The following is an 18,221-nucleotide window of genomic DNA, read 5'->3' as shown; positions in this document are numbered from 1 at the left end:
GCTCAACGTGCTCGCGCCGCTGCCCCAGATCACGGACGCCTGGGGCAACCCGGTCGAGTTCGTCGAGTAGGACAGCGGGGACGACGTACGGCAGCGGGGGTGTGCTTGTGGACCACGCACGTGGCGGGTCGGCCGGAGCGGTCATGCTCGGGGTCATGGCGAGCGGCGAGGACGGCGGGCGTGAGTCGACGGCGGCGCTGGCGTGGCGCCAGGTGTGCCCGCGGTGCGGGTCCGGGTCGGTGATCCCGATCCTGTACGGCGTCAGCAACCCGACAACACAGGCGCTGGTGACCCGCGGGGTGCTCGAGCTCGGCGACCCGGCCGCGCCGACCGACGGCGCCCGCCCCACCTCGCGCTGCCGCAGCTGCGAGCACGCCTGGACCACGGGCCGGCACTCGGCCTGACCGTGCCCCGGTCAGACCAGGACGAGGTCCTGCACGCCGGCCTCCCGGAGCACGCCGCACCAGTCGTCCCGCTGCTTCCGCGTGGCCTCCGGCCAGGCCCGGGCAGAGGCCCGCACACCGTGCCGACGGAAGGCGATGACCTTGACCCGCACCAGGGGATCGACGGACAGCAGCCAGTCGGCGGTGTCTCGCAGCTGCTCGGCGGAGTCGTTCGTGCCGGGCACCAGGAGCAGCCGCACCTCGTAGAGCTTGCCGCGGCCGGCCAGGTGCCGGATCGACGACACGACGTTGGTGTTCGTTGTGCCGGTCAGCCGGAGGTGCACCTCGGGGTCGAAGGCCTTGAGGTCGACCATCGCGGCGTCGGTGACCGGCAACAGTCGGTCCCACACGTCGCGCGGCGCCGAGCCGTTGGTGTCGACGAACGAGGTGAGGTGCGCGAGCTCAGGTTCGGTCTTCATCGCGGCGAAGAGGTCGAACACAAATCTCGGCTGCAGCGTCGCCTCACCGCCCGAGACGGTGACGCCGGACAGGAACCGGTGCGTGCGGCGGATCTCGTCCATGACCTGCTCGACCGTCACCATCCTGGCGCGCGAGGTCGCGAGCGGGATCGTGTGCGGATTGTGGCAGGCCGAGCAGGCGAAGTTGCAGCCCTGCAGGAACAGCACGTAGCGGTTGCCCGGTCCGTCGACCCAGCTGAAGGGGACGACGTCAGCGACCAGGCCCAGCCCCGGACTCACCGCTGATCACCCGCTTCGCCACCCGGTCGCCGAGGTGGGACCGCTGCATCGACCCCGCGCCGAGGAAGGTGCTGCTGTGCCGGGCGCCCTCTTCGGACAGCTTGGCCAGGTCGGACTTGCGCACCAGGTAGCCGGTGATGCGCACGAAGTCGTTGCTGTCGAGGTTGAACGTCACGTCTCGCATCCCCTCGGCGAACGCACCACGGATGACGTCGACGCAGGCCTGCGGGTTGCGCACCGCGGTCTCGTCGAACGCGAGCACGTCACTGACCCCGGACGGGAACCACCGGTGCAGGGGCGCCACGGTCAGCAGGTGCTGGAGGAGCGGCGGCTCGGTGCCGACCGGGATGCGGGTGCCGGCGGTGAACCCGTCGTCCGAGTCGAGACCGGCCTGACTGTGCAGCAGGGCCCGCCCGCCGGTCGCCTCGCAGTGCGGCAGCTCGTGCTCGGCCACCAGACGGGCGACGCGCTCGACCGCCCTCTGTGCCAGCGCGTTGGCCTCGTCGTCATGGCCGTACGTCCCCGTGCGACCCTCGCGCTCCTGCAGCATGTCAACTGCCTCCGCCAGGCCGACCACTCCGAACATTGCGGTGAATCGCGTGGGGTCGACGAGGCCTTCGTCGACCAGCCAGGAGTGCTCGTAGAACCTGGCCTGCTCGACCAGGTGACGGATCCGCGCAGCCGCCAGCTCACCGGCGAGTGCGACGTACTCGGGCAGCGTCTCGTCGAGGAACGCCGCCGCTCCGCCGTCGGTGCGCAGCACGACCTCCTTGAGGTTGAGCCGCACCAGGGTGTGGGCGCCGCCGCCGACGAGCAGCGAGTTGTAGCAGCTGACGACGCCGTAGCGGTCGCCGAGGTCGCTGGTCATCATCGGGTGGTTGACGAAGTGTGGGCCGCCGCAGGCGAACACCGTGCGGACCGCCTCGAGGACCAGGTCGTCAGGCGTGCGCTCCGGGTCGACCCGCAGGGTGAGGTTGGGGACGACCTGCTGGAGCTCGGCCGCCACCCGCAGCACGGCGCGCGTCAAGCGGGAGTCCTCCGGACCGATGTTGGTGTGGGTGAAGGCATCGGGCATGATGCGGTCGAGCACCACCCACAGGCTGCGCAGCACGCGGTAGACCGTGTCGTCGTCGAGCTCGCCGACGTACGGCGCGAGGAGCTCGTCGAAGTTCCCCAGGTACACCGGGTAGCCGGTGATCGAGGGAACATTGGCGTACATCGCCAGCAGGAAGGCGATCGCCTCGTCCAGGCCGGCCGGCGGCGGCAGCTCGAGGAACGTCGACCCCTGGCGCAGCGCCTTGCCGTAGTCAGGCAGCACGTACCGCGGCCGGTAGGGGGCGTTGCCCTCGTACATGTCGCAGATGACGCGTTTGTCCAGCGCGTGCTGGGCGGCCGGGCTGAGCGGCGGCGGGTCCATGACGTTCTCGGCGAGCGAGGCGAGGAGCTGCACGCGCTGCCGATAGGTCAACGCGGGGTCCTCGACCGCCCCGCGGACGGCGTGCTGCAGCTCCTCGAGCCTCATGGCCGTGACGGTAGGCAGCCGCGGCGCGTCCGGGCAGGGCCCAAGGTCCCGAGTCCGGCACCGCAGTGGACTGTCGGGGAATCAGCACAGTCATCGTGCGGATTCCCCGACAGTCGGTCAGGTCGGGCGGCTGCCCTGGTGGTGCTCGAGCAGCAGCCGCGCCATCGACTCGCCGGCCGCCATGAGCGCTGCTGGCTCCATCACGAACGCGTCCGGCCCGCAGCACAGCAGGAGCAGGCCGAGCCGCTGCCCCACGGGCGGCAGCAGGTCCGCGCGCAGCTTGACCGACTCCTCGTCGTCGTCGACCACCACGACCGCCTCGGCGTAGCGGTCGACGGCCCACCGGCGGTCCTGCGGCACGACCAGCTCGACGCTCACCGGAGCGCGCTGCACGACCAGCAGGTCGTCGAGGTCGGCCGGTGGCTCGAACGTCTGCTCCAGCAGGTCGCACGAGGAGATCCCCGAGACGAGGTAGGTCCGGACCCGCGCCACGTCGTCGGCCGGGCCGGCGTCCACCTCCCAGCCGCGCCGGGTCCGCACGACCCGGTAGGGCTCGATGACCCGCTCGCCGGCGCCCGGTCGCCACTGCCGCGCATAGGTGATGCGCACCCGCCGGTGTTGCTGCGCGGCCCGGTAGAGCGACTGAGCCGTGGCCGCGCGCCACTCGGGCGCCGAGTCGCCGTCGGCAGGGAGCAGCGCGTCGCGGAAGGCGTCCAGCGCCGACCGCAGCACGTCGTTGTCAGGCTCGAGCGCGAGCAGGTCGTTGCCCGCGGCGAAGAGCCGCCCCAGCTGCTCGGCGCCGAGGTGGTCGACACCGAGCTCCTGCTCCGGGTCGGGCGACACCACGCGCACCCACTGCGCCGTGCGCGGGTCGACCTCGTCGTCCTCGGCGCCGGGTGCGTAGAACTCGACGACCGGCTGTCCGAAGCTGCCGAGCTCCACCAGGTCGGCCCGGTAGTAGGCGAGCACCACCTCGCGCAGGTCGTCCGGGTCGACCCCGAGGTCCGCCGCGAGGTCGGCGACCGGCAGCCCGTCGGGATGCAGCTCGAGGATGCCGAGCGCTCGCGGCAGGGCCGCCAGCCGCTTCGCGTAGCCGGCCAGCTGGCTCATCGCGTCCCCACCATCGCGCGCAGCTCGGCCAGCATCTCGTCGCGTACGTCGTCGGGGGCCACGACGCGCACCCGTGTGCTCAGCTCGTAGAGCCGCCAGCGGAAGACAGCACGGTTCGTGACGACGTACGTCGTCAGGGACTCGCCTGCGCCGTCTTCCGTGCGGGTCGGTGGTCCGAGCAGGTTCTCCACCAGCACCAGCTGGTCCGGCTCGACCGCGAGCACCACCTCGGTCGGCGGGTCCTCGCCCCAGCTGAGCGGGTCGAGGGTCGGCCGGCTCACCTCGTCCAGCACGTCGGCCGAGCCGGGGTCGCCGAGGGCGACGTCGCTCATCCGCGAGACGACGTACTCCTTGACGATCCCGCTGCCCTCCTCGCGGGCGCGGAGGTACCAGCCGGACGGGCCGCTGTGCACCTGGCCGGGGTGCACGACGCGCGGCTCGCCCTTGTAGGTGAAGCGGACGAGGCAGTGCCGGGTGGTGCCGCGCTGGACGAGGTCGAGGGTCGGCGGCGACGGGTTCGCGGCGCTCGGCGCAGTCGGCAGGTCGGTGGCGCCGAGATGGCCGCCCAGGTCGTCGAGGCCGGCGGCGAGCGCGGCGCGGAGCAGCTCCCCCCGCTGCTCGGGGGTAAGCAGGACCTGCAGCCGGTTGTCACGGGCCCGCATGACGTAGACCCCGTCGGCGCCGGCTTCCGCGACGTTGCGCACGTCGTAGCCGAGGAGGTTGAGCTGGTCGATGTCGCGGCTGAGCATCCGGCGACGGGCCTCGGGCGCCGCGTCGGCCGACCCGAGGGCTGTGAGCATGACCGGCAGCGGTGCGCCCTGGGGATGCTGGGTCAGCGCGCCGATCAACCGGACCAGGCGCTCCATCGGCGCCGACTGATCACGGCCGGGCGCGGGCATCGGCGTCTCCCCTCGAACGTGTGGGCCTGCGTGTCCCAACCTCTCACGGCGGCTTGGTGGCGCCGGACGACATAGGTTCGTGTCGTGACGATGCCCCTGGTCGAGGGCGGGCGCCCGATCGCGCGGTTCCACGTGCTCGGCTTCCCGGTGACCGTGGACATCTCGTTCCTCATCGTCATCGGGATCCTCGGGTGGTACCCCGGCGTCGACGTCCGCGACGTGGTCATCTGGGTCGTCCTCGCCACGGTCTCGGTGCTGGTGCACGAGCTGGGCCATGCGGTCGTCGCGCGCAGCACCGGCGCCTCGCCAGTGATCACGCTGGCCGGCCTCGGCGGTCTGACGTCGTACGTCCCGCCCGTGCCGGTGTCAAGGGCCCGCTCGGTCGCCATCTCGGTCGCCGGTCCTGCCGTCGGCATCGTCATCGGCCTCGCGCTGGTCGCGGTCGACGTGGCCGTCGACGTGCGCTCCGACCTGTGGTCCTCCGTCCTGTCGCTCGGCATCTTCATCACCTTGGCCTGGAGCGTGCTCAACCTGCTGCCGATCCTGCCGCTGGACGGTGGGCAGACGATGCGCGAGCTGCTGCCGGGCAGCCCTGCGCAGCGTGAGGTGCGGGCCGCGGTGGTGTCGGTCGTCACCGCCGTTGTCATCGCGGTGGTGGCGGTACGCCTTGGCTACGTCTTCGGGGCCTTGATGGCGCTCTTCCTCATCGCGGCCAACGTGATGACGATCCGGCAGGCCCGCGAGGTCAAGCAGCTCGACGTCAGCCAGCAGGTCTCCCGGCTGCTGTGGGCCGGGCGGGTCGACGACGCACGCCACCTGGCCGGCGAGCGCTCGGGTGAGCTCGAGCAGCGGATGCTGGACGTCCTGGCCGTGGTCGGACCGGGTGACGAGGATGGGGCGGCGATGGCGCGGTTGCGGTCGGCGGCCCAGCACCCCTCCGACCCGATCGGCTCGACCCTGCTGCTGCTGGCAGACCGGGCCCGCCGGGACTGGTCGTCGGTCGCGGAGACCGTGCGTTCCGCGCCGGCGCTGGGCTCGGCCGCAGTCGTGGCCGTCCAGAACGCCGCGCACGCCGAAGGCGGGGACCGCCCGAGCGCCGAGATCGGGCAGGCCTACCTCGACCGGACCGGCCGGCCGGAGTTCGACGGCCCGGGGCACCCGGCGCACATCGCCTACAACACGGCGTGCGGCTGGGCGGCCGTCGGTGAGCTCGAGCGGGGCCTGGCCGCCTTCCAGCGAGCGGCAGAGCTCGGCTTCGCCGACCTGACGACCGTTGACAGCGACCCCGAGATGGCCCCGCTGCGTCCGATGCCGGGCTTCGACGAGGCCCGCGGCGTCATCCGAAAGCGGGCGCTCGCGCAGGCCGACACCCCGCCGCCCGGCCCCTGACCGGCCAGGTGCCGCACGCGGGCTCGGCGGTGCGTCCCTTCCGGATCCGTGTGGCTGCAACGCCTGCCGTAGGGCTCCTACTCGCGCCGATCCGGAAGGGACGCACCGCGGCTCGGGTGAGGTCGCCTGCGAAAGTTGCGGTGGCGGCACCTCACGAGCCAGGCGGCGACTGGGTGGACCGCTGCCGGGACCTGATCAGCCGGCGCGCACCTTCTGTCGGATCCGGTCGACGGTCGACGGGTCCAGGAGCCGCCGGCGTGCCCTGAGCCAACCGGACAGGCAGTCGCCGTGAATGTAGACAACCCGGTCGCTTTCGACGACCTGCTGCTCGAAGGGCGCCCAGATGACGACCACGCTTTGCACCCAGGTTCGAACGCCAGTCAACCGCTCGATCGCATCCTTCTGCCGGAACCCGAGACCTCTCATTCGGCGCGCCAGTCCGGTGGGGGACCACGCGGCGTCCGGGTTGTCGCGAGGAGTGATCGTCGGCGTCCCGCCTTCGACAGTGACCTCTCCAAACCACCGTTTCGAGTCGAGCACGAATACGCCTGCCTCGCTCACCACGAGGTGGTCGACATTCCCGTAGAGGCCCGCCAGGTCGTGCTCGACGAGCCAGCCCTCTCGCTCAAGCGGGCGCAGTGCCTTCTCGGTCATCCGCTCGCCCTCCGCGCCGTCCTGCCACTGCTCGATATGACGCGGAACCGCATCGCGCACCCAGAGCCACATGCTGAAGGCCACCCCGAAGATGCAACCTGCGAACCAGGCCCAAGGTGCCGGTAAGGCCGCTCCGAAGAGGGCCACGGCCATGACCGACCAGAGCACCACGCGGAATCTGGGAAGGACACGACGGCGCCATCGGCGGCGCAACAGCTTGTACCGGGCCTGTGCGGACCGGCCTGCGCGTGGACGCCGTTGCCTCATGATCCCCCGTTCATGAGCACGTGATCGGCCAATAGTGCGACAAACTCAAGTCCATGTCCTGCCGACTCGCAGGTGAGTAGGGCCCAAGGCGCTTCCGCGAAAACGTCGCATCCACACCGACGCCGAGGGTCGCAGAACGGCTCAGTCGTTGCAGCGGAGGACGAGCAGGGCGATGTCGTCGTCGCCGGTCTCGGCCCGGCCGGCGTCGAGGAGGGCGTCACAGACCTCGTCCGGCGTGGCGCCGCCCACGGCGGCGAAGGCGTCGGCCAGGGTGCCGATGCTGTCCTCGAGCATCTCCTCGCGCCGCTCCACCAGCCCGTCGGTGTAGAGCAGCAGTGTGCAGCCGGGCGGCAGGTCGACGACCTGGTCCACCCGCTCGCTGCCCTGATCCACGCCGAGCAGCAGGTTGGGCCGGGCCTCGAGCCGCTCGACCGAGCCCTCGGCGGTCCGCAGCAGCGGCGGCAGGTGCCCGGCGTTGCTCCAACGCAGCTGACGCACCCCGTCGGGCGCCGACGGCAGGGACTCGACTCGGGCGAGCACGGCAGTGGCGAGGGTCTCGAGCTCGAGCCCGTTCAAGGCGGTGTCGAGCCGCTCGAGCAGCCTGGCCGGCCCGTCGTCGGAGTCGAAGGCCAGACCGCGCAGCAGGTTGCGGACCTGACCCATGGTGGCGGCTGCCGCCCGGTCGTGCCCGCTCACGTCACCGACGACGAGCATGGTCGCCCCCGACGCGTTGACGAAGGCGTCGTACCAGTCGCCGCCGATCTGGGCCGCTTCTGACGCAGGCTGGTAGCGGACGGCGATGTCGAGGGCGTCCGGGGTCGGCGGCTGGGTCAACAGCGAGCGTTGCAGGGTCTCCGACATCTGCTGGACCGCGTCCGCGGCCGCACGCTCCGCCTCGAGGTGCTGAACCCGGTCCAGTGCTTGTCCGCACAAGGCCGCGAACACGTCGAGGAGGGCGACCTCCTCGGGAGTGAAGGTCCGTTCGTCGATCCACGACACGTCCAGGGCGCCGATGAGTCGTTCACCCGCGTGGAGGGGCAGCGCCGCCCAGGCGGCGCGGCCGCTGACGACGTACACCTCGCCCATCACCGGCGACCACTCCAGCGCGCTGCGCACTGTCGGCAGCAGGACCCGGGTGCCGGTCCGGGCGGCAGACGCGACCGGCAGCGGGCTGTCGAGCGGCAGCTCCCGGTGCTCGATCTGCAGCTGGGGCACCAGGCGCGTGCTGCTGGCGACTGACACCACGCCACGGTCGTCGTCCCGGATCGCGATCGCGCCGCCCTGGGCGCCGAGGACCGGCAGGCCGCTGCCGATCACGGCCTGCTCCAGGTCGCGCACCGACTCGGCTCGCACCAGGTCGAGGGCGACTCGGGACAGTTCCGCGATCTGCGACGCGGCCCGGCGTCGTCCGGACTCGGCAGCGGCGAGCTCGCGCCGGGCGAGGACATCCGCGTCCTGAGCCCCGTCGGTGATGTCGCGGCCGGTCGCGACGATGAAATCTCCCCCCTGCTGGTCGCGCACGGGAGTCAGCGAGAGGTCGACGATCCGCTCCTCGCCGGAGGCGACGAAGTACCTGCTGGACTTGCGCAAGGGCTGGCCGGACGAGACGACCTGGTCGCACCACCGCCGCACCTGGTCGGCGACCTCGTCATCGAGGCGCCACCACCCGCACTCCCAGAACGGGCTCCCGATCGTGCTCTCGCGGTCGAAGCCGCAGCCTTCGATGGAGAGCCGGTTGGCGTCGAGGACGCGACCCGTGGCGTCGAGGAGCCCCGAGAACACGAGGGGAGTCTCGAAGATGGCGTGGAACCAGCGCGCGGGCAGCGAGTCACCGCCGGCTGCGCGCAGCCCCAGGCGCAGGCCTGCCGGGCCGGGCGACAGGTTGCCGACCACCTCGGACTCGTCCTCGCGCAAGGCCGTCCTCTCCGCTGCCGGGCAGCCGGACACGGAGGACGTTCCTCCGGCAGGGGCTGTCCGTCTCGACGTTACCCACGGGTCACCAAGTTCTCACCCGCCAATTTCGGGCCGCAGAGGTACTCGCCGGGACTGATCAGCCGTTCTCGGCGAGGTGGAGCAGAACGGCTTTGACCCGTTTGTGCACCTCTGTCTCCTGGGCCAGCCCCAGCTTGGAGAAGATCGCGTTGATGTTCTTCTCGACGGCCCGAACCGAGAGCACCAGGGTGGCCGCGATCGCCGAGTTGTCCTTGCCGCTGGCCATCTCGGCCAGCACGTCCTTCTCCCGCGGGGTGAGGACGGCGGTCACGGACCGGCCGCTGCGGGCCCGGACCAGCGCGTCGACCACCTTCGGGTCGACCACCGACCCGCCGCGGGACACCTCGTGCAGCGCTGCGACCAGTTGGCCAGGGTCCGACATCCGCTCCTTCAGCAGGTACGCCCGACCGCGGGACCCGTCGCCGAGCAGCGCCAGCGCGAACTCCGGGTCGTCGTACTGGCTGAGCACCACGACGCCGATCGACGGCTGCGAGGCCCGGATCTCGGCCGCCGCTCGGACGCCCTCGTCGGTCAGGGTCGGCGGCATCCGGATGTCCGTCAGCACCGCGTCCGGCTGTTGCTCGGCGACCGCCATCATCAGGTCCTCGTACCGCTCGCAGACCGCGACGACGTCGACCGTCGGGTCGCTCGCGAGCATGCTGCGCAATCCCTCGCGGACCAGCAGGTTGTCCTCCGCGATGACGACGCGCAGCGGCGTCGCATGGTCGACAGGCTCCTCGACAAGAGTCATGGCCCGACAGTAGGCAGGAGGAGGCGCCCTGTCCGGAAGGCCGGCAGGTCGCCCGACCGTGGTGCCCGCACCACAGTCGCACCGCCCTCGGCCGGTCCACACTGGCGAACGTGAGCCTCCGGCACCGGGTCCTCGCGGCGGCGGTCCTTGCGCTGACCGCAGTCGCGGTCGTGCTCGTCGTCGCCGCCATCGGTCACCGCAGCGACCCCCGCGTGTCGGTCGGTTTCGTGATCGTCAGCGTCGTGGCCGGGCTGGCTTTCGGTGCCGTCGGCCTCGTGCTCGTCAGCGAGCGGCCCGGCAACGTGCTGGGACCGATCCTCGCCGTCGCTGGTGTGGCCCTTCTCGCCGAGTTCGTCGGACGCGAGATGGCGTTCTCGGCGATCGAGGCACCCGGCACCGCGCCGATGTGGGCCAGGACGCTGGTCTGGGCGGGGCTCGTGGTGGACCCGCTGTTCTTCCCGGTCCCGATCGCCCTGGCCCTGCTGCTCTTCCCGGACGGCAACCCCCCGTCGTCCCGATGGCGACCGGTCGTCTGGGCCGCTGCCGTGGTCACCGCGGCCCGGATGGCCGTCGCAGCGGTCGCCCCCGGGCCGCTCCCGATCGACAGCTACGGCTGGCACCTGCGCTGGCACGGCCTCGTCAGCGGCGAGGTGGCCGACGCTCTGCGGACGCTCGACTCGATCCTGCTGCCGGTGTCGCTCCTCGTCCTCCTGCTCGCGGTGGTGTCAGTGGCCATCCGCTACAGCAGGTCTGCGGGCGAGGACCGCCAGCGGCTCAAGCCGCTCGCGGTGATCGGCCTCGCGGCCGTCGCCGGACTGCTGCTGCAGCCGGTCCCCGGGCTGCACGGTGTCGGGGTCGTGCTGCTCGTCACCTCGGTGGCTCTGCTGCTGCCGCTCGCGCTGGTGGTCGGCGCGCTGCGCTACCGGGTCTGGGACATCGACCCCTTCCTGGTGTCCGCCCTGGTGTACGGCGGCCTCGCCCTGGTGGTGGCCAGCGCGTATGCCGTCGTCGTCACGGTTACCGCGTCGGTGGCTGGCGCGCCGGCACCTGATCTTGGCCCGGCGCTGGTCGCGGTGTTCCTCGTCGCCCTGCTGCTCGGCCCCCTGCGCCGCGGGGTCGAGCACGCCGCTCGACGGTTGGTGTACGGGGGGCGAGCCACGCCGTACGAGCTGCTGGCCCGCCTGCCGCGTCGGCTCGCGCACGCCCCGGCGCCCGACGACGTGCTGCCGCGTATCGCCGACGCGCTTGTCACCGGCCTCGGCGTGCCGCGGGCACGAGTGACCGCTGACGCCGGCGGCGCCGAGCTGGTCGCCTGGGCGCCCGGGCCGCCCAAGGGCGGCGAGCCGGACCTGGTCGTGGTCCCAGTGCGCCACCTCGGCCATGACGTCGGCGAGATCGCGGTCCAGGCGGTAGGGGAGCGGCTGCTCGGCGTGGCCGACCGCCGGCTGCTGCATGACCTGGCTGCACAGGCCGGCCCGTTGCTGCGCTCGGTGGCGCTGTCGGCCGAGCTGGAGCGCCGGCTGGAGCAGATCACCGAGCAGTCGGCGCTACTCGCAGCCAGCCGGGAGCGCCTGGCTGCGGCGCAGGTCGAGGAGCGCCGCCGGCTCGAGCGCGACATCCACGACGGCGCCCAGCAGCAGCTTGTCGGCCTCGCCGTGCGGCTGCAGGAAGCCGAGACCGCCGCGGCCAGCGGTGACGTCGCGGAAGCCGCCGAGCAGCTCCGTGGGGCGCGGGCCGACCTCGACCGCTGCATCGACGACTTGCGCGAGCTGGCCCGCGGCATCTACCCGCCGGTCCTCACTGCGCGTGGGCTCGGCCCCGCCCTGAAGGCGCGCGCGCGAGCCGGCGGGAACGACGTGCGGGTCGTCGTCGGGCCGGGGCTCGACGGTCGCCGGCTGCCCACCGCGGTCGAGACGGCGGTCTACTTCACTGCGCTCGAGGCGCTGCAGAACACCGCCAAGCACGCGCCCGACGCCCTGGTCGACGTGTCGATCGACGCCGACGACAGCGAGCTGCGCTTCGCGGTGACCGACGACGGTCCGGGCTTCGACCCGGGCTCGCTCGACGGAGCAGGCAGCGGCCTGGTCGGGATGGCCGACCGGCTCGGCGCCGTCGGCGGCACGCTCGACGTCGCGCCCCGGCCCGGCGGAGGCACGACGGTGCGCGGCCGGGTGCCGCTGACCTGAGGCGCGACCGGTGTCGGGTCCTCGTGCCTGCACGGTCGTCGCGGTCCGTGGACCGGCGCACCGTGGGTGTCGCGCGCCCGGCCGTCGGGCGCACGGCCGGAGGGACCCGCTATGACCACGTCCACGACCTTGTCGGCGCTCACTCGTCGCTGACGGCCCGAGGTGTGGCAGATTCGTCGCCGTGGTGCTCGCCTTCGCCGACGGACTCGAGCTCGACACCGCGCTATTCGAGCTGCGTCGGGGTGGGCAGGCGGTGCCGCTGGAGCCGCAGGCGTTCGACGTCCTGGCCTACCTGGTGGCCCACCGCGACCGGGTCGTGCCCAAGGAAGAGCTGATGGACGCGGTGTGGGGCGGCCGGTTCGTTTCCGAGGCCGCGGTCACCAGCCGGATCAAGCAGGCCCGTCGCGCGGTCGGCGACGACGGGCAGGCGCAGCGGGTGATCCGCACCGTCCATGGTCGCGGATACCGCTTCGTCGCGCCCCTCGACGACGCCGTGACCGCGACGGCAACGGACCCGGTGCCGGCCGATGACGGCGGCTGGGTCAGCCCGGTGCGCTACACGACCAGCGACGGGCTGCACATCGCCTTCCAGCTGAGTGGACGCACCGACGGCAGCGGCCCGGACATCGTCCTGAGCTCAGGGTTCGTGTCCCACCTCGAGCTGGACTGGGCCGACCCGGCGCACGCGCACTTCCTGCACCGGCTCGGGACGATGGGCCGGCTGGTCCGCTACGACAAGCGCGGCACCGGCATGTCGGACCGGCCGCCCGGGGTGCCCGACCTCGAGACGCGGATGCATGACGTGCTCGCCGTGATGGACGCGGCCGGGTCGGACCGGGCCGTGCTCGTCGGCTACTCCGAGGGCGGGCCGCTGTCGATCCTGATGGCTGCGACCCACCCGGAGTGCGTGCAGTCGCTGGTGCTCTACGCGTCCTACGCCAAGCGCACCTGGTCGCCGGACTACCCCTGGGGGCAGGAGCAGGAGGCGCGGATCGCCTACACCGACGAGCTGGTGTCCCGGTGGGACTGGGAGGCGGACGCCCGGAAGCGCATCCCGTCCGGTGACGAGTCGGTGCAGCGGTGGTGGGGCCAGCGGATGCGAGCGGCCGCGACCCCGACGACCGTGCGGGCGCTCATGGACATGAACTCCCGCGTCGACGTCCGCCACACGCTGTCCGCCGTCCGGGTGCCGACCCTGGTGCTGCACCGCACCAGGGACGCCCTGTTCCAGGTAGCGGAGGCCGAGTACATCGCCGACCGGATTCCCGGCGCGCGGCTGGAGGTGCTCGACGGGGTCGACCACTTCGTGTCCGGCGACCCGGACCAGATCCTCGATGCGATCGAGCCCTTCGTCGCCGAGACCCAGGCACCGCCCGAGCCCGAGCTGGCCCTGGCCGCGCTGGTCGCCGTGTCCGGCGCCGGTGGCGACGCGGTGGTTGCCGACCTGGTGCGCGCCCGAGGGCGTGCTCGACGCACGCCCGACGGCCGGCCGGTCGTCGTCTTCGACGGGCCCGCCACAGCGGTCCGGGCCACGCTCGGCGCCCGCCGCCCGGACACCGCGATCGGCGTCGCGGTCGCCGAGGTCGAGCGGGACGCGGAGGTCGTCGCGGCGTACGGCGTCCAGGCAGCTCTGGACATCGCCGACGCGGCACCGGCCGGCGAGGTGTGGCTCTCGGCCACCGTCGGCGCGCTGCTGGCCGGCTCCGACGTCGCGGTGGAGCCGGCCGGCAGGGCACCCCAGCTCGGCGTCGACCAGCCCGTCCTCCGCCCCGCCTGAGCGCGCAGAACAAGGGGAAGGCCCGGCACACGGGATCGGCCGCAGCACGGCCCTTCCGGCTGCAGCCCCACCAACGCCAAGGCCCGCCACGCCCGATCAGGGCGAGGCGGGCCTCCGCGGACGGGGACCGTCAGGCAGCCGCCACGTCGACGGTGACCGGCACGCCGTTGGTGATGACGTCGAACACCGCCGACCGGGCCCGCGACTGGTCGACCAGCTTGGCCAGCTGCTCGGCCGCCGCCTCGCCGTCGACGTGGAAGACGACGCGGATGCCCTCGTAGCCGTTGCGCACCTCGGGGTCGATGCCGAGGATGCCGCGCAGGTCGATGTCGCCCTCGACGGTCGCGGTGACGCCGTTGAGGTCGATGCCGCGGGCGGCCGCGATGTTGGCCAGGCCGCTCATCAGGCAGGCGCCGAGCGCGTTGAGCAGCAGCTCGGCCGGCGTCGGCGCGTGGTCGGCACCGACGAGGACGGCCGGGTGGTCGGCCTCGATGGTGGTCGGGGCCGCGTGCTGGTGCTCCTGACCGGCGCCGTAGAAGCCGGTGATGGTGCCCTTGTTGTGGGTCCCGCTGACCCACTCGTGCGACGAGCGGAACTGGAAGCGGGCCAGCTCGGGCTGGTTCTTCACGACGCCGATGGTGGCGAAGAGCGTCTCGACGTCGACGCCGTTGCGGCGTGGTGCGGTGGTCTCGGTGAGAGACATGGATGGTCCTCCGTACTTGTTGTGGTGGGTCTCAGGCGGCGACGGCCGCCGCCGGAAAGGGCAGTGCTGCGAGGTCCTCCGCCTCGCGCTCGAGCGCGTCGGAGAGCTGGATCTGCAGCTCGACGAAGCGCTCGGGGGCCGGGAACGCGCTCAGGTCCCTCGTGATGGAGAAGACCTCACGCAGGGCCGCGTCGCGCCGGACGTGGTAGCCGGTGAGGGCGTCCTGCTCGCACTCGGGGTTGCGCAGCGCGGTGTCGACGGCGCCGGCGAGGAGCTCGGCGTCGCGGAAGGCGTCGGTGATGCCGTGCCCGGTGACCGGGTCGCGGTGGTAGCCGGCGTCGCCGACCAGTGCCCAGCCACCCGAGGACCGTCCGGCCCCGCGGGGAAGCGGGCGGCCGACCGGGCGACGTACGACGTTGGGCAGGTCGGCCCGGCCACGGACCGGAGCCAGCACCCGGCCGGCGCGCACCCGGGCGCCGAGCGACGGGGAGGCCGCGGAGATCGCTGCGAGCAGGCCGCCGACCCGCTCCGGGCCGGGGGAGTGCAGCATCCCCAGCGTCCGGGTGGGCGCACCGAGCCAGACGCAGGCGTGGCCGTCGTTGGTCGGGAAGATGCCGGCGAAGGCGTCCCGGGCGACGTGGAACTCGTACGCGACCCCGTCGGTCTCGAGAGGCACGTCGGCCACGTAGGTGTAGAAGGTGCCGGTGCTGGACGGTGACGAGTGCAGCATCTCGGCGCCCAGCCAGCCGGCCATCCGCGAGCGCACGCCGTCGGCGCCGATGACCAGGTCGGCCTCGACGGTCACGGGCTCCCCTCCGGGCCCGCGCCCGTCGACACCGACCACCCGGCCGTCGGCCCGGCGGCGAACGCCAGTGACGGTCACGCCGGTGCGCATCGTGGCGCCGGCCCGGACCGCGGCGGCCTGCAGGACGGAGTCGAGGGCGTGCCGGCGGGGCGCGACGAGATGGTTGACCCCGGCCCGGTGCTTGATCCGGCGCACGTCCTGCCGCTGGCCGAGCCGGAACAGGACCTCGCGGACGGCGGGCGCGCCGGTCGCGTGCACCTCGTCGAGCAGGCCCCAGCGGGACAGCTGGACGACGCCGCCGCGGGCGATGCCATGGGTCGAGACCGTGTCGCTCGGGAAAGGCGACCGGTCGAGGAGCACGACGTCGTGCCCGGCGCGGGCCAGCAGCATCGCCGTGGCGGCCCCGGCGACGCGGGCACCGACGACGACGACCTGGTGGCGCTGGATCGTGCTTGCTCGGCTGTTCACGCTGCAGAGCCTGCGCGCCGCGGCCCGGTGAGTGCTTGGGGACGATGTGGAGACGGTGTGGAGATGGGCTGACGGTCACTCACAACAAGGCCCAGCTGCCGAGTCCGGGGTGGCGCAGCACAGGCTGTCCGAGCGGACGTCCGGCGCCGGGTCGTCGTCGAGGACGGTGTAGAACTCCCAGGCTCCGAGGGGGACGTCCGGCACGTCCACCCAGACCTTGTCCTGCCTGGCGTGGCAGCACACGTCCGACTCGGCCACCGAGTGGGCCAGCCCGCGGGCGGCGAACTGCTCCGCGGCGGCCCGGACGTCGTCGGCAGAACCGAGCTCGACACCCAGGTGGTTGAGCGCAGACGTCCCGTGCGGATTCTCGAAGAGCACGAGCTTGAGCGGTGGGTCGCTCAGCAGGAAGTTGGCATAGCCGGGTCGCTCCTTGCTCGGACCCTGTCCGAACACGGCCGTGTAGCGCTCGACGGCAACGCCGAGGTCCGAGACGTTGAGCGCGAGCTGCAGGCGGCTGGAGGTCATCGGGGGCTCCTTCACTGGTCCCGCCGGTCGGCGGATGGCAGGAAGGAGGACGAAGCGCCCGACCGAGGGACGCAGGTGGTCCCGGCCGCCTTTGGTCGGTGCGTCCCCCAGGCGTTCGCTTCGTCTATATGGTGAGAGCACGAGGAGGAGCCCATGCCCGTGGAGGCACGACCGGTCAGGATCGACATGGGCCCAGGCACCGTCGAGACCGTCTCCCACCAGGACGTCCAGTGGGCCGAGACCCTGCGCCGGATCCGGGCATTCGTGACCAGTCGGACAGGCGATCCCGAGCTCGCGGCCGACATCACCCAGGACGTCGTCGTCCGCAGCATCGCCTCCGGGGCGCTGGACCGGGTCGACGACGTCACCGCATGGCTCTACCGCTCGGCCCGCAACGCCCTGATCGACCACTACCGCACCCGCCGGCCGCACGGTGAGCTGCCCGACCTGGACCTGTGGCCGGACCCTGAGACGTCCACGGACCTGCCCAACGAGGCGACCCGGGAGCTCGCCCGCTGCCTGCAGCCGCTGCTGGATCGGCTGCCGCCGGAGTCGCGCGACGCGCTGACCCGGGTGGACCTGGAGGGGCAGACCCACCAGCAGGCCGCTGACCAGCTCGACATCTCGGTGTCCGGTATGAAGTCGCGCGTCCAACGAGCCCGTCGCCGACTCAAGGACCAGGTCACCGGCTGCTGCCCGGTCGAGCTGGACCGTTCCGGCGCGGTCATCGGCTACCGAGCGCCGGGGGACGGCTGCAACTGCGGCTCCTGACCGGGCGGAGTCTCCACGGGATCACCAGTCGATCCCCACGCCCTCGCCAAGCCTCACCCGGCGGTACGTCGCACAGTTCTCAGCATGACCACCACTGCGCTCGCCCCCGCGGCCCCGGGCCACGCCTCGACCGCTCCCCGGTCCACGCCTGCCGAGGGCGTCGACCGAGCGGCCGGCCGCCGCGCCTTCCTCGACGGGGTGCGGGCGATGCTGCCGCTGCTAGCCGGCGTGGCGCCGTTCGGTCTGGTCATCGGGGTGACCGTCGCCGAGGCCGGCGTCCCGCACCTGGCCGGTTGGTCGCTGTCCTGGCTGGTCTACGCCGGTAGCGCGCAGCTGGCGGCGGTCGGGCTGCTCGGCGGCAGCGCGTCGGCGGCGGTCGTCGTGGCCAGCGTGGCCGTGATCAACCTGCGGGTCGGCCTCTACGGCGCCGCGCTCGCCCCGCACTGGCGGGGCACCAGCTGGTGGTGGCGGGTGCTCGCCGGCTACCTGCTGATCGACCCGTCGTTCGCCGTCGGCAGCCAGTCCTACGACGGCTCGCGGTCGGCCCGGCTCGCGCACCGGCACTATCTCGGCGGCGCGCTCGTGCTCTGGGCCGGCTGGCTGACCGTCACCGGTCTCGGGGTGACCGTCGGCGCCGTCCTGCCGTCGGCCCTGCACCTGGAGTCGATCGGCCCGCTCTACATCGTGGCGCTGGTCGTGCTCAGCGTCCGGACGAAGGCGACCTGGGTCGCCGTCAGCGTCGCGACAGTCACCGCGGTCGGCGCCTCGCTGCTGCCCCTGCACCTGGGCCCGGCCGTCGGCATGATGGCCGGCCTGCTCGCCGGCTCGATCGTCCTGAGGAGGACCGCATGAGCACCTGGACCGTCGTCCTGCTGGCCGGCCTGGCCACCCTCGCGATCCGGCTGGTGCCGGTGGCCGTGCTGTCGACCCGCCCGGCGCCGGCCTGGCTGGAGCGGGTCGGCCCCCTGACCGCGCCGGTGGCGTTCGCCGCGCTCGGCGCCTCCTCGATCACCGGCGCGGCGGCCGGCGGGCCGGCCGAGCTGGTCCCGCTGCTCGCCGCGGTGGCGGTGGCCGGGGTCGTCGCGCGACGTACCCGCTCGACCTCCTGGGCCGTCGCCACCGGCATGGTGACGCTCTGGGCAGGCGTCGCGCTCGTCGCCTACGGGGGCTGACCGCCGGCCCTTAACTGGGTAGCCGTCACCGATCCGGCGCCGGCCGCACGCGACGACCGTCGGGGTGTCACGCACACCACGACCGAGGA

The 18,221-nt window shown here is 72.8% G+C and carries 17 protein-coding genes; 7 read left to right on the top strand and 10 right to left on the bottom strand.

From position 1 onward, the window contains the following. Positions 1-155: 155 nt before the first annotated feature. Entirely contained in the window at positions 156-404 is a 249-nt protein-coding gene (locus tag VK640_05930) for a hypothetical protein (GenBank protein ID HTE72723.1), read from the top strand. 11 nt (positions 405-415) lie between these two features. Here VK640_05930 and VK640_05925 read toward each other — a convergent pair whose 3' ends face one another. The 4 genes from VK640_05925 to VK640_05910 form a co-directional block, all read right to left on the bottom strand. After that, a complete protein-coding gene (locus VK640_05925; GenBank protein ID HTE72722.1) occupies positions 416-1,141 on the bottom strand; it encodes a radical SAM protein in 726 nt (241 codons plus the stop codon). Beyond that, complete coding sequence (locus tag VK640_05920; GenBank protein ID HTE72721.1) at positions 1,113-2,663, bottom strand: YjjI family glycine radical enzyme; 1,551 nt, start codon at positions 2,661-2,663, stop codon at positions 1,113-1,115. Before VK640_05920 ends, VK640_05925 begins: the two co-directional genes overlap by 29 nt. Before the next feature lie 117 nt (positions 2,664-2,780). Further along, on the bottom strand, positions 2,781-3,773 hold the full coding sequence (locus tag VK640_05915; protein HTE72720.1) for a WYL domain-containing protein: 993 nt from the start codon (positions 3,771-3,773) through the stop codon (positions 2,781-2,783). After that, a complete protein-coding gene (locus tag VK640_05910) occupies positions 3,770-4,672 on the bottom strand; it encodes a WYL domain-containing protein (GenBank protein ID HTE72719.1) in 903 nt (300 codons plus the stop codon). The genes VK640_05915 and VK640_05910 overlap by 4 nt, the downstream gene beginning before the upstream one ends. Before the next feature lie 90 nt (positions 4,673-4,762). Here VK640_05910 and VK640_05905 point away from each other — a divergent pair, with 90 nt between their 5' ends. Continuing rightward, positions 4,763-6,061: a M50 family metallopeptidase gene (locus VK640_05905; protein HTE72718.1), complete on the top strand. Its 1,299-nt coding sequence runs from the start codon at positions 4,763-4,765 to the stop codon at positions 6,059-6,061. A gap of 195 nt (positions 6,062-6,256) precedes the next feature. Here VK640_05905 and VK640_05900 read toward each other — a convergent pair whose 3' ends face one another. The 3 genes from VK640_05900 to VK640_05890 form a co-directional block, all read right to left on the bottom strand. Further along, positions 6,257-6,799, bottom strand: a complete 543-nt coding sequence (locus VK640_05900; GenBank protein ID HTE72717.1) for a nuclease-related domain-containing protein — start codon at positions 6,797-6,799, stop codon at positions 6,257-6,259. 324 nt (positions 6,800-7,123) lie between these two features. Beyond that, positions 7,124-8,896: a SpoIIE family protein phosphatase gene (locus tag VK640_05895; GenBank protein HTE72716.1), complete on the bottom strand. Its 1,773-nt coding sequence runs from the start codon at positions 8,894-8,896 to the stop codon at positions 7,124-7,126. Between the two features lie 136 nt (positions 8,897-9,032). Then, on the bottom strand, positions 9,033-9,725 hold the full coding sequence (locus VK640_05890) for a response regulator transcription factor (GenBank protein HTE72715.1): 693 nt from the start codon (positions 9,723-9,725) through the stop codon (positions 9,033-9,035). 110 nt (positions 9,726-9,835) lie between these two features. Here VK640_05890 and VK640_05885 point away from each other — a divergent pair, with 110 nt between their 5' ends. Next, positions 9,836-11,911: a sensor histidine kinase gene (locus tag VK640_05885; GenBank protein ID HTE72714.1), complete on the top strand. Its 2,076-nt coding sequence runs from the start codon at positions 9,836-9,838 to the stop codon at positions 11,909-11,911. Positions 11,912-12,092: 181 nt separating this feature from the next. Continuing rightward, positions 12,093-13,688 (top strand): alpha/beta fold hydrolase, encoded by a 1,596-nt coding sequence (locus VK640_05880; GenBank protein HTE72713.1) that lies wholly within the window; start codon positions 12,093-12,095, stop codon positions 13,686-13,688. Between the two features lie 130 nt (positions 13,689-13,818). On the opposite strand, the gene VK640_05875 is transcribed toward VK640_05880, so the two are convergent. The 3 genes from VK640_05875 to VK640_05865 form a co-directional block, all read right to left on the bottom strand. Further along, the gene (locus VK640_05875) at positions 13,819-14,391 is read right to left on the bottom strand and encodes an OsmC family protein (GenBank protein HTE72712.1); all 573 of its coding nucleotides are present in this window, start codon (positions 14,389-14,391) and stop codon (positions 13,819-13,821) included. Between the two features lie 31 nt (positions 14,392-14,422). Beyond that, complete coding sequence (locus tag VK640_05870) at positions 14,423-15,664, bottom strand: NAD(P)/FAD-dependent oxidoreductase (protein HTE72711.1); 1,242 nt, start codon at positions 15,662-15,664, stop codon at positions 14,423-14,425. 75 nt (positions 15,665-15,739) lie between these two features. Continuing rightward, a complete protein-coding gene (locus VK640_05865) occupies positions 15,740-16,189 on the bottom strand; it encodes an ArsI/CadI family heavy metal resistance metalloenzyme (GenBank protein HTE72710.1) in 450 nt (149 codons plus the stop codon). 186 nt (positions 16,190-16,375) lie between these two features. On the opposite strand from VK640_05865, the gene VK640_05860 reads away from it, so the two are divergent. The 3 genes from VK640_05860 to VK640_05850 all read left to right on the top strand — a co-directional run bounded on the left by VK640_05860 (position 16,376) and on the right by VK640_05850 (position 18,132). Next, positions 16,376-16,960: a sigma-70 family RNA polymerase sigma factor gene (locus VK640_05860; protein HTE72709.1), complete on the top strand. Its 585-nt coding sequence runs from the start codon at positions 16,376-16,378 to the stop codon at positions 16,958-16,960. Positions 16,961-17,044: 84 nt separating this feature from the next. Beyond that, positions 17,045-17,812 carry an AzlC family ABC transporter permease gene (locus tag VK640_05855; GenBank protein ID HTE72708.1) on the top strand — a complete coding sequence of 256 codons (768 nt, stop codon included), beginning with the start codon at positions 17,045-17,047 and terminating at the stop codon, positions 17,810-17,812. Beyond that, complete coding sequence (locus VK640_05850; protein HTE72707.1) at positions 17,809-18,132, top strand: AzlD domain-containing protein; 324 nt, start codon at positions 17,809-17,811, stop codon at positions 18,130-18,132. The genes VK640_05855 and VK640_05850 overlap by 4 nt, the downstream gene beginning before the upstream one ends. The last annotated feature ends 89 nt before the right edge of the window (positions 18,133-18,221 follow it).

The organism is Actinomycetes bacterium, from assembly GCA_035489715.1.
In the GTDB taxonomy this organism is placed as follows: Bacteria; Actinomycetota; Actinomycetes; order JACCUZ01; family JACCUZ01; genus DATHAP01.
Note: the sequence above shows the minus strand (reverse complement) of the source record. Positions and strands in the feature narration are given on the sequence as shown.

What these genes read in the sequence shown, in the direction of transcription:
- VK640_05930 (HTE72723.1), top strand. Translation starts at nt 156, where the DNA reads ATGGCGAGCGGCGAGGACGGCGGGCGTGAGTCGACGGCGGCGCTGGCG.
- VK640_05920 (HTE72721.1), bottom strand. Translation starts at nt 2,663, where the DNA reads ATGAGGCTCGAGGAGCTGCAGCACGCCGTCCGCGGGGCGGTCGAGGAC.
- VK640_05915 (HTE72720.1), bottom strand. Translation starts at nt 3,773, where the DNA reads ATGAGCCAGCTGGCCGGCTACGCGAAGCGGCTGGCGGCCCTGCCGCGA.
- VK640_05910 (HTE72719.1), bottom strand. Translation starts at nt 4,672, where the DNA reads ATGCCCGCGCCCGGCCGTGATCAGTCGGCGCCGATGGAGCGCCTGGTC.
- VK640_05905 (HTE72718.1), top strand. Translation starts at nt 4,763, where the DNA reads ATGCCCCTGGTCGAGGGCGGGCGCCCGATCGCGCGGTTCCACGTGCTC.
- VK640_05890 (HTE72715.1), bottom strand. Translation starts at nt 9,725, where the DNA reads ATGACTCTTGTCGAGGAGCCTGTCGACCATGCGACGCCGCTGCGCGTC.
- VK640_05875 (HTE72712.1), bottom strand. Translation starts at nt 14,391, where the DNA reads ATGTCTCTCACCGAGACCACCGCACCACGCCGCAACGGCGTCGACGTC.
- VK640_05865 (HTE72710.1), bottom strand. Translation starts at nt 16,189, where the DNA reads ATGACCTCCAGCCGCCTGCAGCTCGCGCTCAACGTCTCGGACCTCGGC.
- VK640_05860 (HTE72709.1), top strand. Translation starts at nt 16,376, where the DNA reads ATGGGCCCAGGCACCGTCGAGACCGTCTCCCACCAGGACGTCCAGTGG.
- VK640_05855 (HTE72708.1), top strand. Translation starts at nt 17,045, where the DNA reads ATGACCACCACTGCGCTCGCCCCCGCGGCCCCGGGCCACGCCTCGACC.
- VK640_05850 (HTE72707.1), top strand. Translation starts at nt 17,809, where the DNA reads ATGAGCACCTGGACCGTCGTCCTGCTGGCCGGCCTGGCCACCCTCGCG.